The 13,692-nt window shown below is 75.3% G+C and carries 13 protein-coding genes; 4 read left to right on the forward strand and 9 right to left on the reverse strand.

Translation table 11 applies throughout. From position 1 onward, the window contains the following. The first annotated feature begins 66 nt into the window (after window positions 1-66). Window positions 67-837: a GNAT family N-acetyltransferase gene (locus ACFRAC_RS14645; protein ID WP_382924250.1), complete on the forward strand. Its 771-nt coding sequence runs from the start codon at window positions 67-69 to the stop codon at window positions 835-837. Next, window positions 834-1,769 carry a lysophospholipid acyltransferase family protein gene (locus ACFRAC_RS14650; RefSeq protein WP_382924251.1) on the forward strand — a complete coding sequence of 312 codons (936 nt, stop codon included), beginning with the start codon at window positions 834-836 and terminating at the stop codon, window positions 1,767-1,769. The genes ACFRAC_RS14645 and ACFRAC_RS14650 overlap by 4 nt, the downstream gene beginning before the upstream one ends. On the opposite strand, the gene ACFRAC_RS14655 is transcribed toward ACFRAC_RS14650, so the two are convergent. Together ACFRAC_RS14655 and ACFRAC_RS14660 are read right to left on the reverse strand one after the other, a co-directional pair. Next, on the reverse strand, window positions 1,759-4,092 hold the full coding sequence (locus ACFRAC_RS14655) for an ATP-binding cassette domain-containing protein (protein ID WP_382924252.1): 2,334 nt from the start codon (window positions 4,090-4,092) through the stop codon (window positions 1,759-1,761). The genes ACFRAC_RS14650 and ACFRAC_RS14655 overlap by 11 nt on opposite strands. Window positions 4,093-4,182: 90 nt before the next feature. After that, window positions 4,183-5,181: an LLM class flavin-dependent oxidoreductase gene (locus ACFRAC_RS14660; RefSeq protein WP_382924253.1), complete on the reverse strand. Its 999-nt coding sequence runs from the start codon at window positions 5,179-5,181 to the stop codon at window positions 4,183-4,185. A 77-nt stretch (window positions 5,182-5,258) separates the two neighbouring features. Here ACFRAC_RS14660 and ACFRAC_RS14665 point away from each other — a divergent pair, with 77 nt between their 5' ends. Next, window positions 5,259-5,750 carry a hypothetical protein gene (locus tag ACFRAC_RS14665; RefSeq protein ID WP_382924254.1) on the forward strand — a complete coding sequence of 164 codons (492 nt, stop codon included), beginning with the start codon at window positions 5,259-5,261 and terminating at the stop codon, window positions 5,748-5,750. Between the two features lie 12 nt (window positions 5,751-5,762). Here the strand turns inward: ACFRAC_RS14665 and ACFRAC_RS14670 are convergent, their stop codons facing one another. The 5 genes from ACFRAC_RS14670 to egtA form a co-directional block, all read right to left on the reverse strand. After that, window positions 5,763-5,978, reverse strand: coding sequence for a dodecin (locus ACFRAC_RS14670; RefSeq protein WP_361351281.1), 216 nt, complete (start codon window positions 5,976-5,978; stop codon window positions 5,763-5,765). Between the two features lie 66 nt (window positions 5,979-6,044). Continuing rightward, on the reverse strand, window positions 6,045-7,007 hold the full coding sequence (egtD, locus tag ACFRAC_RS14675) for an L-histidine N(alpha)-methyltransferase (RefSeq protein ID WP_382924255.1): 963 nt from the start codon (window positions 7,005-7,007) through the stop codon (window positions 6,045-6,047). Beyond that, a complete protein-coding gene (egtC, locus tag ACFRAC_RS14680) occupies window positions 7,004-7,795 on the reverse strand; it encodes an ergothioneine biosynthesis protein EgtC (RefSeq protein WP_382924256.1) in 792 nt (263 codons plus the stop codon). Before egtC ends, egtD begins: the two co-directional genes overlap by 4 nt. Beyond that, on the reverse strand, window positions 7,795-9,114 hold the full coding sequence (gene egtB / locus ACFRAC_RS14685) for an ergothioneine biosynthesis protein EgtB (protein WP_382924257.1): 1,320 nt from the start codon (window positions 9,112-9,114) through the stop codon (window positions 7,795-7,797). The genes egtC and egtB overlap by 1 nt, the downstream gene beginning before the upstream one ends. After that, window positions 9,111-10,445, reverse strand: a complete 1,335-nt coding sequence (gene egtA / locus ACFRAC_RS14690; RefSeq protein ID WP_382924258.1) for an ergothioneine biosynthesis glutamate--cysteine ligase EgtA — start codon at window positions 10,443-10,445, stop codon at window positions 9,111-9,113. The genes egtB and egtA overlap by 4 nt, the downstream gene beginning before the upstream one ends. A gap of 313 nt (window positions 10,446-10,758) precedes the next feature. Between egtA and ACFRAC_RS14695 the strand changes: the two genes are divergently transcribed. Continuing rightward, the gene (locus ACFRAC_RS14695; protein WP_382924259.1) at window positions 10,759-11,583 is read left to right on the forward strand and encodes a TIGR02452 family protein; all 825 of its coding nucleotides are present in this window, start codon (window positions 10,759-10,761) and stop codon (window positions 11,581-11,583) included. Here ACFRAC_RS14695 and ACFRAC_RS14700 read toward each other — a convergent pair. Then, window positions 11,568-12,014, reverse strand: a complete 447-nt coding sequence (locus tag ACFRAC_RS14700) for a type II toxin-antitoxin system PemK/MazF family toxin (RefSeq protein ID WP_382924260.1) — start codon at window positions 12,012-12,014, stop codon at window positions 11,568-11,570. The two genes, ACFRAC_RS14695 and ACFRAC_RS14700, sit on opposite strands and share 16 nt — an antisense overlap. A 234-nt stretch (window positions 12,015-12,248) precedes the next feature. Further along, window positions 12,249-13,673: an amidase gene (locus ACFRAC_RS14705; RefSeq protein ID WP_382924261.1), complete on the reverse strand. Its 1,425-nt coding sequence runs from the start codon at window positions 13,671-13,673 to the stop codon at window positions 12,249-12,251. Window positions 13,674-13,692: the final 19 nt, after the last annotated feature.

Below are 13,692 nucleotides of genomic sequence, written 5' to 3' on the forward strand. Positions count from 1 at the left end.
CGCACCGCGCGACACCGCACGGGCGTCCCCGCCCCGCCGCACCGGCCCCGTGACCAGGAGAGAGCCATGACCGGCGCTTCCACGCTCGCCCGTCCCCCGCAGCCCACGGCACCCACCCGCTACACCGTCCGACTCGCCCGCGACGAGGAGGACGTCCGCGCCGCCCAGCGGCTGCGGCACGAGGTCTTCGCCGGTGAGCTGGGGGCCTCGCTGTCCACCCCACTGCCGGGGCTCGACATCGACGCCTTCGACGCGTACTGCGACCATCTGCTCGTGCAGGAGGAGTCGTCCGGGCAGGTCGTCGGCACCTACCGACTGCTGCCGCCCGAGCGGGCCGCCGTCGCCGGACGGCTCTACTCCGAGACCGAGTTCGACCTCACCGCGATCGACGCGATCCGCCCGGACCTGGTCGAGGTCGGCCGCTCCTGTGTCCACCCCGGCCACCGCGACGGTGCCGTGATCGGGCTGATCTGGGCGGGCATCGCCCGCTACATGGTGGACCGCGGCCACGAGTGGCTGGCGGGCTGCTGCTCGATCCCGCTCGCCGACGGCGGCACCCTCGCCGCCGCCACCTGGGACCGGGTCCGCACCCGGCACCTCGCCCCCGAGGAGCAGCGCGTACGGCCGCTGCGGCCCTGGCGGCCGGCCGGCCCGGCACCCGCCGGGCGCGTCGAACTCCCCGCCCTGCTGCGCGGATACCTGCGCCTGGGCGCCCAGGTGTGCGGCGAGCCCGCGCACGACCCCGAGTTCGGGGTGGCCGACCTGTACGTGCTGCTGTCGATGCGCCGGATCGACCCGCGCTATCTGCGGCACTTCCTCTCCCTCGTCCCGGCGTGACGGCCCCGACGGGCGCAGGGGCCGCCCCCGCCTCCGCGCACGCCGCCGACGCCGGGACCCTCTGGCGGCCGAGCGCCCCCTGCACCCCGCGCACCTGCGTCGAGCCCGCCGCGCGGACGCGGGCCCTGCCGTGGGCCGTGCTGCGGGTGACGGCCCTGCTGCTCCTGCTGGCCGCCGGACTGACCGTGCGGCTGGCCACCGCGCCGCTCGGCGTCCGTGTGCCGCCCGGCCCGGTCCGTCACTGGTGCCGCTGGGTGGTCCGGGCCGCGGGCGTGCGGGTCCGGATCGACGGCGGGGCCGTACCCGGCACCGGCGTGCTGATCGTCGCCCGGCACGTGTCCTGGCTGGACATCCCCCTGCTGGCCGCCGTCCGCCCGGCACGGATGCTCGCCAAGTCGGAGATCCGCTCCTGGCCGGTCGCAGGCCGGCTGGCGGCCCTCGGCGGCGCCCTGTTCATCGACCGGGACCGGATCCGCGCGCTGCCCGGCACGGTCGCCCGGATCGCCGGGGCACTGCGGTCCGGCGCGGCGGTCGCCGTGTTCCCCGAGGGCAGCACCTGGTGCGGGCGGGCCGGGGGCCGCTTCCGCCGGGCCGCCTTCCAGGCCGCCCTGGACGCGGCCGTCCCCGTCCTGCCCGTACGTCTGCGCTACCGGGTCACCGGCGGCCCGCCGGCCACGCTCCCGGCCTTCGTCGGCGACGACACGCTGCTCGGCTCGGTCTGGCGGGTGGTCCGGGCACGGGGCCTGAGCGCCGAGGTGGAGGTACGGGCGCCCCTCGTGCCGGGCCCCACGACCGACCGCCGCGCGCTGGCCGGGGCGGCCGAGCGGGCGGTGGGGACACCGGGGGACGCCGTCCTCGCCGGGGAGGCGGTCCCCGCCGGCGACGACGTCCCGGCGGGAGACGGCATGGCCCACGCGGGAGTCACCGCATGACGTGCGCCAGATACGGGGCCGTGGCGCTGCCCGGCGTCGCCGCCACCTCGGCCGGGGTGCCGGCCGCCACGATCCGGCCGCCCGCGTCGCCGCCGCCGGGGCCCAGGTCGATCACCCAGTCGGCGGCCGCGACGACCGACATGTCGTGCTCGACCACGACCACGGTGTTCCCGGCGTCGACCAGGCCGTGCAGCTGACGCATCAGCACCTCGACGTCGGCCGGGTGCAGTCCGGTCGTCGGCTCGTCCAGGAGGTACAGCGTGTGCCCGCGCCGGCCGCGCTGCAGTTCGCTCGCCAGCTTGATGCGCTGGGCCTCGCCGCCGGACAGTTCGGTCGCGGGCTGGCCGAGCCGCAGGTAGCCGAGACCGACGTCGAGGAGCGTGGCGAGACTGCGGGCCACGGCCGGGGTGTCCGCGAAGAACTCCGCGGCGGCCTCGACCGTCAGGTCCAGCACCTCGGCGACACTGCGCCCCCGGTACCGCACCCGCAGGGTCTCCGCGTTGTAGCGGGCCCCTCCGCACTCCGGACACGGGGCGTAGGTGCTCGGCAGGAACAGCAGCTCGACGCTGACGAACCCCTCGCCCTGGCAGGTCTCGCAGCGTCCGCCCGCTACGTTGAAGGAGAACCGCCCGGCACCGTAGCCCCGCGCACGGGCCTCGTCGGTCGCCGCGAACACCTTGCGCACCACGTCGAACAGACCCGTGTAGGTGGCGAGGTTGGAGCGCGGCGTACGGCCGATCGGCCGCTGGTCGACCGAGACGAGCCGGCCCACCCCCGGCAGCTCCTCGGTGATCTCCCCGATCAGCGTGGACTTGCCCGACCCCGACACGCCGGTGACGGCCGTGAACACACCGAGCGGGAACGCGGCGGTCACCCCGCGCAGGTTGTGCCGGGTCACCGGCCCGACCGTCAGCCGGCCGCGCGCCGCCCGCACCGGGCGCCGGGCGGCCGGGGCGTCGTCGAAGAGGAAGCGGGCCGTCGCCGAGTCGGCGACCGACGCCAGCTCCGCCGCCGGCCCGCTGTGCAGCACCCGCCCGCCGTGCTCACCGGCCCGCGGCCCCACGTCGACCAGCCAGTCCGCGGCCCGCATCACATCGAGGTGGTGCTCCACCACGAACACCGAGTTCCCGGCCTCCTTCAGCCGGGCCAGCACCCGCAGCAGCGCCTCCGTGTCCGCCGGGTGCAGCCCCGCCGACGGCTCGTCCAGGACGTACACCACGCCGAACAGTCCGGACCGCAACTGCGTGGCCAGTCGCAGGCGTTGCAGTTCGCCCGCCGACAGTGTCGGCGTGGCCCGGTCGAGGCTCAGGTAGCCGAGGCCCAGTTCGACCACGGATGCGATCCGGGCCCTGAGGTCCCCGGTCAGCACCCGCGCGGTCTCCGACGCGCCGCCGTCCAGCGTCTGTGCCAGCTCCACGAGCGGCAGCGCGGCCAGTTCGGCGATCGTCCGCCCCGCGAAGGTCACCGCCAGCGCCTCCGGCCGCAGCCTGCCGCCCCCGCACGAAGGGCAGGGCGTGGCGGTCAGGAACCGCTCCGCCCTGGCCCGCAGCGTCGCGCTGCGCGAGTCGGCAAACGTCTTCATGACGTACCGCCGGGCGCTCATGTACGTGCCCTGGTAGGGGCGTTGGATACGGTCCGCGTCGCGCACGGGGTGGACGGTGACGACGGGCTGCTCGTCGGTGAACAGGATCCACTGCCGCTGCTCGGCCGGCAGTTCCCGCCACGGCCGGTCGACGTCGTACCCCAGCGCGTCGAGGATGTCGCGGAGGTTCTTGCCCTGCCAGGCCCCCGGCCACGCGGCGATCGCGCCGTCCCGGACGGACAGCGACGGGTCGGGGACCAGCGACTCCTCGGTCGTCCGGTGCACCCGGCCCAGCCCGTGGCACTCCGGGCACGCCCCGGCGGCGGTGTTGGGCGAGAAGGAGTCCGAGTCGAGCCCTTCCGCCCCCGGCGGGTAGTCGCCCGCCCGGGAGTACAGCATCCGCAGCGAGTTGGAGAGGTTGGTGACCGTGCCGACGGAGGACCGCGACGTCGGCGCGGAGCGGCGCTGCTGGAGCGAGACGGCGGGCGGCAGCCCGGTGATCTCCCCGACCTTCGGCGCGCCGACCTGGTGAATCAGCCGGCGGGCGTACGGGGCGACCGACTCGAAGTAGCGGCGCTGCGCCTCGGCGTAGATCGTGCCGAAGGCCAGCGACGACTTCCCGGAGCCGGACACCCCGGTGAACACGGCCAGTACGTCGCGCGGAATGTCGACGTCCACACCCTGGAGGTTGTGCTCGCGGGCACCGCGGACGCGGACGTAGGGGTCGTGCGGGGAGTGCATGGGGCGGTGCTCCGGGAGGACGGCGAGGACAGAGCTCCCCAGCCTAGGCAACCGGGTCACGGGCCGCCCCGCCGCCGCGGCGGGCCCCGGTCAGGCGTGGACGATCCGGGCCAGCCGCCGATAGGAGTCCACGAGGGCGTCCCGGTCGTAGGTGCTGGTCGTCACCAGCACCTCCTGGGCGCCCGTCTCCTTCAGCAGCGTCTCCAGCTCGTCCGCGACCTGCTCCTCGGTGCCCGCGACATGCCCGTTCAGCCCCCGCTCGTAGAACTCGCGCTCCCGGCCGGACAAGGACAGCGCCGCCACCCGTGCGGCGGGCGGCAGCGGCGGGAAGGTGCCGTGCGTACGGGAGTACGCCATCGACCACGCCTCGGGCACGAGCAGCCGGCGGGCCTCCTCGGGCGTGGCGGCCACCGCGACGGTGCCGGAGATCACGACGTACGGCTCGCCGGCCCACTCCGAGGGCCGGAACCGCTCCCGGTACCGGTCGATGCCACGCCGCATCCGCTCCCGGTCCCGCAGGTCCCCGATCACCATGGGCAGCCCGGCGCGGGCCGCGATGTCCGCCCCCTCGCCCATGGCCAGCACAAACGGCGGCACCGTCAGGCCCTCCGGGGGCCGGGCGTGCACCCCCGTCGGCGAGGTGTCGCGGAACCAGCCCAGCAGCTCGTCCAGCTGCGCCCCGAAGTCCTCCGCGTCCTCCTTGTCCCGGCCGAGCGCACGGCGCACCCCGCCGGTGAAGCCGACCGAACGGCCCAGCCCCATGTCGATCCGGCCCGGGAACAGCGACTCCAGCACCCCGAACTGCTCGGCCACCACCAGCGGCCGGTGGTTGGGCAGCATCACCCCGCCCGTGCCGACCCGGATCGTGCGCGTCGCACCGGCCACGGCGGCGGCCAGCACGGTCGGCGCCGAACCCGCGACACCGGGCACCCCGTGGTGCTCCGACACCCAGAAGCGGTGGTAGCCGAGCTCCTCGGCCACCCGCGCCAGCCGCACGGTGTCCCGCAGCGCCTCCGGAGCCGTGTGCCCCTCGCGCGTACGCGAGCGGTCGAGGACGGAGAAGCGGGTGGAGGCGAGCACGGAGCTCATACAGGGTTCAACACCGGGCGGCGCGGGAGATTCCTCTCCGGTGGGCCGGCGGCACGGGGGACCGTACGCTGTCGGGCGTGACCGACCGCAGCCGACGTCCGCTCGCCGTGTTCGACCTGGACAACACCCTCGCCGACACCGGGCACCGCCAGCACTTCCTGGAGAGCAGCCCACGCGACTGGGACGGCTTCTTCGCGGCCGCGCCCCAGGACCCGCCTCTCGAGGAGGGGGTCGCGCTGGCCCGGGAGAGCGCGAAGGTGTGCGAGATCGTCTACATGACCGGCAGGCCCGCGCGCTGCCGGCGCGACACGCTCGACTGGCTCGCCGCCCACGGCCTGCCCGACGGGGACCTGCACATGCGGCGCGACGACGACCGCAGGCCCGCCCGGCGCACGAAGCTGGAGACGCTGCGCCGCCTCGCCCGCACCCGGGAGATCCGGGTCCTGGTGGACGACGACGAGCTGGTGTGCGAGGACGCCGAACGGGCCGGCTTCCCGGTCGTGCGCGCGCGCTGGACGGCCCCGTCCGCCGCGCTGAAGGAGGCGCAGGAGCGCGAGGGACGGACCTGACGCGAGGGGGCCCTACTCGGACCCCTCCAGCCGGAACCCGACCTTCATGGTCACCTGCCAGTGCGCGATGTCACCGCCGTCGAGCTGGCCGCGTACCTCGGTCACCTCGAACCAGTCCAGGTTCCGCAGGGTCTGCGAGGCCCGCGCGATGCCGTTGCGGATGGCGTGGTCCACGCCGTCGGGCGAGGTGCCGACGATGTCCGTGACCCGGTAGGTGTGGTTCGACATGTGGGTGCTCCTCTCACACGCGTCACTCCACCGTGCCCCACCGCGGGGCATCGCGCGAGCCGTCCGTCACCGCGCCGTGCTCAGCGAGAGCGCGAACCGGCCCTCGGCGTCCGTCCACCAGTGCGTCAGCTCCAGGCCGGCCGCCGTGAGCTCCGCGCGCACCCCGTCCCGGCGGAACTTCGCCGACACCTCGGTGCGCATCTCCTCGCCCGCCGCGAACTCCACGGCGAGGTCCAGCGCGGGCACCTTCACGGTCTGCGCGGTGCGGGCGCGCAGCCGCATCTCGATCCACTCCTCCCGTGCGTCCCACACCGCCACATGGTCGAAGGCGCCGGGGTCGAAGTCGGCGCCCAGCTCCCGGTCGATCACGGTGAGGACGTTCTTGTTGAAGGCGGCCGTCACCCCGGCCGCGTCGTCGTAGGCGTCGACCAGGACCCGCTCGTCCTTGACCAGGTCCGTGCCGAGCAGCAGCGCGTCGCCGGGGGAGAGCAGCGCCCGCACCGAGGCGAGGAACACCGCGCGCTCCGGCGGCAGCAGATTGCCGACGGTGCCGCCGAGGAAGGCCACCAGCCGGGGCCCCGGCGTGTCCGGGAGGTCCAGGCCGGCGGTGAAGTCGGCGATCAGGGCGTGCACGTCCAGCCCCGGCCGCTCCTGGACGAGTGCTTGCCCGGCCTGGGTGAGGGCGCTCTCGCTGACGTCGACGGGGACGTACGTGTGCAGCCCGGTGAGGGCGTCGATCAGGTAGCGGGTCTTCTCGGAGGAGCCGGAGCCCAGCTCGACGAGGGTGCGGGCGCCGGTGGCGGCGGCGATCTCGCCGGCCCGGCCGGTGAGGATCTCCCGTTCCGCGCGCGTCGGGTAGTACTCGGGCAACTCGGTGATCTTCTCGAAGAGTTCGCTGCCGTGGGCGTCGTAGAACCACTTCGGCGGGAGTGTCTTGGGGGTGCTGGTCAGGCCCGCGAGGACGTCGGCGCGCAGTGCGGCCGAGGTGGCGTCCTCGGGGAGGGTGCGGGTGATGTGGAACGGACTCACGTGCTGGGCTCCTTGCGTGGTGCGTAGGCAGGGGCGCCGCTCGGTTCCTTGAGCGGGGTGAGCAGGACGTCGGTGCGGCTCGCGGCGAGCAGGGTGCGGTCGGGGACCTCCTGCCAGTGCGGGTCGTCGTCGTAGGGCTCGGAGGCCACGACGGTGCCGCCGCCGGCGCGGCGCAGATACCAGAGGGTGTCGCCCCAGGTGGTCGCGGTGATGGTGGCGCCGTCGGTGAGGAGCAGGTTCAGCCGGGAGCCGGGGGCCGCCTCGGCGACCTCCAGGACCGTGTCGGCCAGCGCCTGCCCCGGTTCGTCCCCGTCGCGCAGCCGTGCGAGCACCAGCGCCCACACGAACGCGGAGTCGTTGCGGGCCTCCATGGACAGCAGGTCCACGGTGGGCAGCGTCGACGTGAGCGGCGCGAGCGAAGCGGGCCAGCCCCTCACGGCGCCGTTGTGGCTGAGCAGCCAGGTCCCGGCGGCGAACGGGGCCGCCGCGGCCTCCTGGTCGGCGCCCGGCACCGTCGCGTCCCGCACGGCGGCGAGCAGCGCGGCGCTGCGCACCACCCGGGCGAGGTCCGCGAACGACGGGTCGGCCCACAGCGGCCCGGCGCGCCGGTACCGGGCCGGCACCGGATCCTCCTCGGCGTACCAGCCGACGCCGAAACCGTCGGCGTTGACGGTCCCGTACCGCTGGTGCCGCGGCGCCCACGCCTGCCGGTACAGGCCGTGCGGGGGCTCCACGAGGAGCCGGCCGAGCGGCTCCCCGGGCCCCACGTAGGCGAGGTGACGGCACATCAGGCGTCCTCGGCGGAGCGTGCGGTGCGGAACCCGGAGAAGATCTGCCGCCGGATCGGGTAGTCCCAGTTGCGGAACGTGCCCCGGCAGGCCACCGCGTCCACCGCGAAGGACCCGCCGCGCAGCACCTTGTGCTCCGGTCCGAAGAACACCTCCGAGTACTCCTTGTACGGGAAGGCCTGGAAACCGGGGTACGGCAGGAAGTCGCTCGCCGTCCACTCCCACACGTCACCGATCAACTGCCTTACGCCCAGCGGCGACTCGCCCTCCGGGTAGCTGCCCGCCGGGGCCGGCCGCAGATGGCGCTGGCCCAGGTTGGCGTGCCGGGGCGCCGGGTCGGCGTCGCCCCATGGGTAGCGCGTCGAGCGGCCGGACACCGGGTCGTGCCGGGCGGCCTTCTCCCACTCCGCCTCGGTGGGCAGCCGGCGTCCGGCCCAGCGGGCGTAGGCGTCGGCCTCGTACCAGCACACGTGCAGCACCGGCTCGTCGGGCGGTACGGGCTCGGTGACGCCGAAGCGCCGGCGCAGCCACTGCCGGCCGTCCCGGTGCCAGAACAGCGGGGCGTGGATGCGGTGCCGCCGGATGTGCGCCCAGCCCTCCGGCGTCCACCAGCGCTCGTCGTCGTAGCCGCCGTCGTCGATGAACGCCTGGTAGGCGCGATTCGTCACGGGTGTGGTGTCGATGTGGAAGGGCGCCACCTCGCGCCGGTGCGCGGGACGTTCGTTGTCCAGCGCCCATGGCTCGGTGGAGGTGCCCATCGTGAACGGGCCGCCGGGGACCAGGACTTCGGACGGCCCGGTGAACGGGGGAGCCGGGTCCGGGTCGGGGGCGGTCAGGGCCTGCGGGCCGGTGCGGAGCTGATGTGTGATCAGCATCGTCTCGTCGTGCTGCTGTTCATGCTGCGCGATCATCCCGAACGCGAAGCCGGCCTCGGTCAGCCGCGTCCCGTGGAACGCGGTGCCGTCCAGCAGGTCCAGGACCCTGCCGCGCACCTCGGACGCGTACGCGCGGGCCTCGGCCGGCGCCAGCAGCGGCAGCGAGGGGCGCTCGGACCGCGGGTGCTCGAAGGCGTCGTAGAGGCCGTCGATCTCGGGGCGCATCGCGTCCCGTCCGGCGACCGCCCGGAGCAGCCACTGCTCCTCCTGGTTGCCGATGTGGGCGAGGTCCCACACCAGCGGGGACATCAGCGGGGAGTGCTGGGCGGTCAGGTCCGGCTCGTCGACGCAGCTGGTCAGCAGGGTCGTGCGGGCACGGGCCGTGGTCAGGGTGGTGAGGGCCCGCTCGCGGAGCGTCTGGGCGTCGAGGGCGGGGTCGGTCATGGATGGATGTCCTTCCCGTGCGGGGTCCCCGCGTGCGAGCGGAGCCGGGGGTGCGGGCGGTGCGTGCCGTGGTGCCGGTCGAGCAGGTCGTCGGCGGGGCAGCGGCCCCGGGCGACATAGCGGTCGTGGTAGGCCGCCACCGCGTCCGTGACCGCGGTGCCCGCGCCGAGGCGCGGCAGGGCCTCCTGGGCCGCCGTGAAGCAGATGACCGCCACCTCGTGGAGCTCGGGGTCGGCCAGGCCCGAGCGGGCCGCCCCGGCCCACAGCGCGTTGTGCGGCGCGGGCCGGGACAGGGCCCGCTCGGCGAGCGGCTTCACGGCCCGGTAGGCGGTCTCGGTGGCCTGCGGGTCGTCGAAGAGCGCGGCGGTCACGGCGAGCGGCACGATCCAGCCGTCGTCGCCGGGCTGCGCGTCGATCATCCGCAGCTCCAGATGGCCACGGGGTCTGACCGGCGGGAACAGCGTCGTCAGGTGGTAGTCGAGGTCCGCCCGGGTGGGCGGCCTCGGCGCTCCCGTCCGGGTCCACTCGCGGAAGGACAGCCCCTCGGGCACCTCCCACGGGCCGTTCTCGCCGCGGACGCACATCACGGGCGCGTCCAACACGTGCCGCGCCCAGCCGGTCCTGGGGTCGCCGTTCAGCGGGGGCGCGCCCGCGCGGTCCGGGCCGATGTCCATCCAGAACCGCTGCCGGGTGGAGACCCAGCCGGTCGGTTCCCGCCCGGCCAGCGGGGAGTTGGCGAAGGCGGCGACGAGGACCGGGCCCAGCTGGTGCGCGAGCCACCAGCGCCGGCCGTGGCCCAGCGGGCCGGGCTCCTCGTACCCGGCGTCCAGGCAGACCTGGACGGAGGCCGAGGTGCACATCATGGCGCGTCCCGCCGGGCCCCTGCGATCCAGGACGGCTTCCATGGCGTCGTAGCGCGGTTCGCGCAGGAACCGGCGCGGCGGGTGCCAGGGGTCGGCGCCGAAGCCGGCGAGGGCGAGTCCCTGGCCGGCCAGCACCGCCCGGACGGCGGCGAGGTCGGCGGAGACGATGCCGACGCACTCGGTGAGCGAGCCGGCGGGGGGCGAGCTCAGCTCCAGCTGCCCGCCGGGCTCCACGGTGAGAGCCGACCTCAGGGACAGGGAGCGCACGGCGGCGTAAGCCGCTTCGAGTCGTTCGGATGTCACGGGGAGCCGCGGGTCGCGCAGCTCCTGCACTATCCATTCCACTTCCACCCCGAGCGTGCGGGGCGGGCCAGTCTTGAAGCAGATGCCCCGGACCAGGGCTTCCACTTCGGCTTCGGTGACCAGGGTGCGGGAGTGCTCCGTACAGTCACTGACCGAGTCGGACATATCTGGATCCTCCTGAGAAACCACGATGCCACCGGCCCGCGGATCTCGCGGTCCGGAGCGGCACACTCGTCCCACCCAAGACGTTCACGACGAATCGCACAAGAGTGCGTGCCCGGCAGGTTCGGGGTCGGTAATCCTCCTTTCCGCGGCGTGTGCTGGGGCTTTTCCGGCCGTCCCTCACGGTCGCCGGAGCGCCGGAATTCCTGTTGCGGCGCAGCACCAGGATCGCCCAGGATGCTCAGGTGAGCACGGCGGGGGAGAGCACGAGCGGCCCGCGCGGTCGCGGGCGCATGGCGCGCACGGGGGTGGCGCCATGAGCGCGCGCCTGCGCGGCATCGCCAGGGAGACCGAGCAGATCGTCGAGGCGGGCTCCTACCGCGCGCCGGACGGCCGCGAGGTGTCCGTCGCCGCCGCCGTCCGCGCGGCCCGCGAAGGCACGCGGATGTACGGCCCCGAGCCCGTCCCCGTGCCGGATCCGGCCCCGGTGACGACGTCGTTCGAGGTCACGGGGGAGAGCAGCCTGGAGGCGGCTCGCCGCCTCGGCGCCGGCACCGCCGTGCTGAACTTCGCCTCGGCCCGCAATCCCGGCGGCGGCTTCCTGAACGGCGCGCAGGCCCAGGAGGAGGCCCTGTGCCGCGCCTCGGCCCTCTACGCCTGCCTGCGGGCGGCGCCCGGGTTCTACGAGCACCATCGCGCCTGGCGCGACCCGTTCTACACGGACCGCGTCATCCACTCACCCGCCGTGCCCGTCTTCCGCGACGACCGGGGCCTGCTGCTCGCCGAGCCGTACACGGCCGGCTTCCTGACCGCCGCCGCGCCGAACGCGGGCGTCGTACGGCGTACGGCCCCCGAGCGCGCCGGCGAACTGCCCCGTGCGCTCGCCACCCGCGCCGAGCGGGTGCTGGAGACCGCCGCCGCGCACGGCTACCGGCGACTGGTCCTCGGCGCCTGGGGCTGCGGCGTCTTCCAGAACGACCCGGCGCGGGTCGCGGAGGCGTTCCGGGGCCTGCTCGGACCGGGCGGACGGTTCGACTCCGCGTTCGAGCGCGTGGTGTTCGGCGTGCTCGACCGCACCCCGGGGGGCGCGACACGCGCGGCGTTCGCCCGGGCCTTCCCCACGGGTCAGGTCCAGCCGTAGCGCTCGTGCAGACGGCGCCGGACCAGGTCGAAGCGGCCCCGGTCCAGGGCGCACGCCTCCCGGCGCATCCCCTCCTCGTGCAGGCGCAGCACGCGGTCGACCCCCACCCAGGAGTCCCGGCCGGTGCGGTCCCAGGGGCCGCTGCCGATCGCCACCCACTCACGGTCGCCGTCGTGGCGCTTGCTGGACAGCTGCACCGCGAGGAAGGTCCCGGTGGCCTCGCGCGCCACCACCAGCACCGGGCGGTCCTTGCCCCGGCCGTCGTTCTCCTCGAAGGGCACCCAGGTCCAGACGACCTCCCCGGGGTCCGGGTCGCCGTCGTGGGCGGGCGAGTACTCGGTGCGCACCTTGCCCACCGCGCGCGGGTCGGCCTCCGTGGTGGCGGAACGGCCGTGACGGCCCGGGACGTTCTCTTCGGTGTACGTGTTCACGGAGGCACCCTAGGGGGTGTCCCGTCGGTCATGCCGGGCTCCCCGCGTCCGGCACCGCGCCTCGCGCCGTTGTCGCCGGTCGCCGATTTCCCCGCTCCCGGCTTCGCCCGAGCGGGGGACCCCCGTCGCGTCGGCTCCCTCCTCCGCCTTGCGACGCACGGCCCCGGACCGCTCGCTGATCCGGCCTGATCGGCACGGCATCCCCCGGGTGGTCCGGGGCGTCTCTCCCCGGGGTCAGCCGGCCGCGACCGGCGCCGTCTCGCCCTGCTGCGGGGGCCACAGTTCGTGCCAGCGCAGCTCCGACTCGAGTTGTGCGGCGAGGGAGATGAGCAGCGGCTCGCTGTGCGCCGGCCCGAGCAGCTGGCCGCCGACGGGCAGGGAGCCCACGAAGCCGGCCGGGACGTTGACACCGGGCCAGCCCAGCACGTTCCACGGCCACGCGTACGGGCAGGCGGCGATCATGGCCCGGTCGGTGGCGAAGCCGCCGAGTCCGGCCAGCGCACCGATCCGGGGCGGGGGAGCGGCGGTCGTCGGCGTGAGGACGACGTCGTAGGTCTCGTAGAACCGGCCGATCCGGCGGTGCAGGACCGCCTCCGCGCGCCGGGCCGCCCGCAGCGGGGGCCCGCCGAGCAGCCGGCCCAGCCGGACGGCGCCGCGGGTGCGCGGGTCCAGGAGCGCGGGGGACGGCACGTCGGCCGCCCACTCGGCGATCCCGGCCGTGGCGCGCGGCACGAACGTCAGTCCGATCCGGCCGTACGGCGGGTCGGCCTCCTCCACGTCATGGCCCAACGCCGCGAGCCGCGCGGCCAGTTCGACGATCTTGGCCCGCACCTCGCTTTGGAGCCGGGCGGGCACCGCGGTGAACGGCGGCTTGAGGGAGAGCGCGATGCGCAGCCGGCCCGGGTCGCGGCCCACGGCGGCCGAGGCGTCGACGGCGGGCGGGCGGTGCGGGTCGCGCGGATGGTTGCCGGCGGCCGCGTCCAGCAGCAGCGCGGCGTCGGCGACCGTGCGGGCGAGGGTGCCGTTGACGGTGATGCCCTTGAAGGACTCGCCGCGCGGCCAGGTGGAGATGCGCCCCCGCTGGGGCTTGATGCCGATCAGATGGGTCCAGGAGGCCGGGATGCGGACCGATCCCGCGCCGTCCGAGCCCAGGGCCGCCGGCACCAGACCGGCCGCGACCGCGGCGGCCGACCCGCCGGAGGAGCCGCCCGGTGTGTGGTCCGTGTGCCAGGGGTTGCGGGTGGCGCCGAAGGCGGGCCCCTCCGTGAACGGCCACTGCCCCAGCTCGCAGGTGTTGGTCTTGCCGACGATCACCGCCCCGGCCGCGCGCAGCCGCCGTACCGCCTCCCCGTCCTCGGCGGCCGACGGGAACTCCCCGCGGCAGCCGAACGCGGTGGGCTCGCCCGCCACGTCCATGTCGTCCTTGACCGCGACCGGCACACCGAGCAGCGGCAGCCGCTCACCGGAGGCCAGCCGCTCGTCCGCCGCCCGCGCCTCGGCGAGGGCGGCCTCGGTCCGGACCACGCGGAACGCGTTGAGAGACCCCTGCGTGGCCTCGATGCGCGCCAGCGCCTCGGCGACGAGAGCCCGCGAGGTCACCTCCCCGCCGGCCAGCGCGCGGGCGGACTCCACGAGACCTGCGGCACGGTCGGGCGTCATACGGGGCACCTCCGGGACG

The organism is Streptomyces sp. NPDC056628 (assembly GCF_042792555.1).
In the GTDB taxonomy this organism is placed as follows: Bacteria; Actinomycetota; Actinomycetes; order Streptomycetales; family Streptomycetaceae; genus Streptomyces.

Coding starts and splice junctions, on each gene's coding strand:
- ACFRAC_RS14645 (WP_382924250.1), top strand. CDS start 67: ATGACCGGCGCTTCCACGCTCGCCCGTCCCCCGCAGCCCACGGCACCC.
- ACFRAC_RS14655 (WP_382924252.1), bottom strand. CDS start 4,092: ATGCACTCCCCGCACGACCCCTACGTCCGCGTCCGCGGTGCCCGCGAG.
- ACFRAC_RS14660 (WP_382924253.1), bottom strand. CDS start 5,181: ATGAGCTCCGTGCTCGCCTCCACCCGCTTCTCCGTCCTCGACCGCTCG.
- ACFRAC_RS14670 (WP_361351281.1), bottom strand. CDS start 5,978: ATGTCGAACCACACCTACCGGGTCACGGACATCGTCGGCACCTCGCCC.
- egtC (WP_382924256.1), bottom strand. CDS start 7,795: ATGTGCCGTCACCTCGCCTACGTGGGGCCCGGGGAGCCGCTCGGCCGG.
- egtB (WP_382924257.1), bottom strand. CDS start 9,114: ATGACCGACCCCGCCCTCGACGCCCAGACGCTCCGCGAGCGGGCCCTC.
- egtA (WP_382924258.1), bottom strand. CDS start 10,445: ATGTCCGACTCGGTCAGTGACTGTACGGAGCACTCCCGCACCCTGGTC.
- ACFRAC_RS14695 (WP_382924259.1), top strand. CDS start 10,759: ATGAGCGCGCGCCTGCGCGGCATCGCCAGGGAGACCGAGCAGATCGTC.
- ACFRAC_RS14705 (WP_382924261.1), bottom strand. CDS start 13,673: ATGACGCCCGACCGTGCCGCAGGTCTCGTGGAGTCCGCCCGCGCGCTG.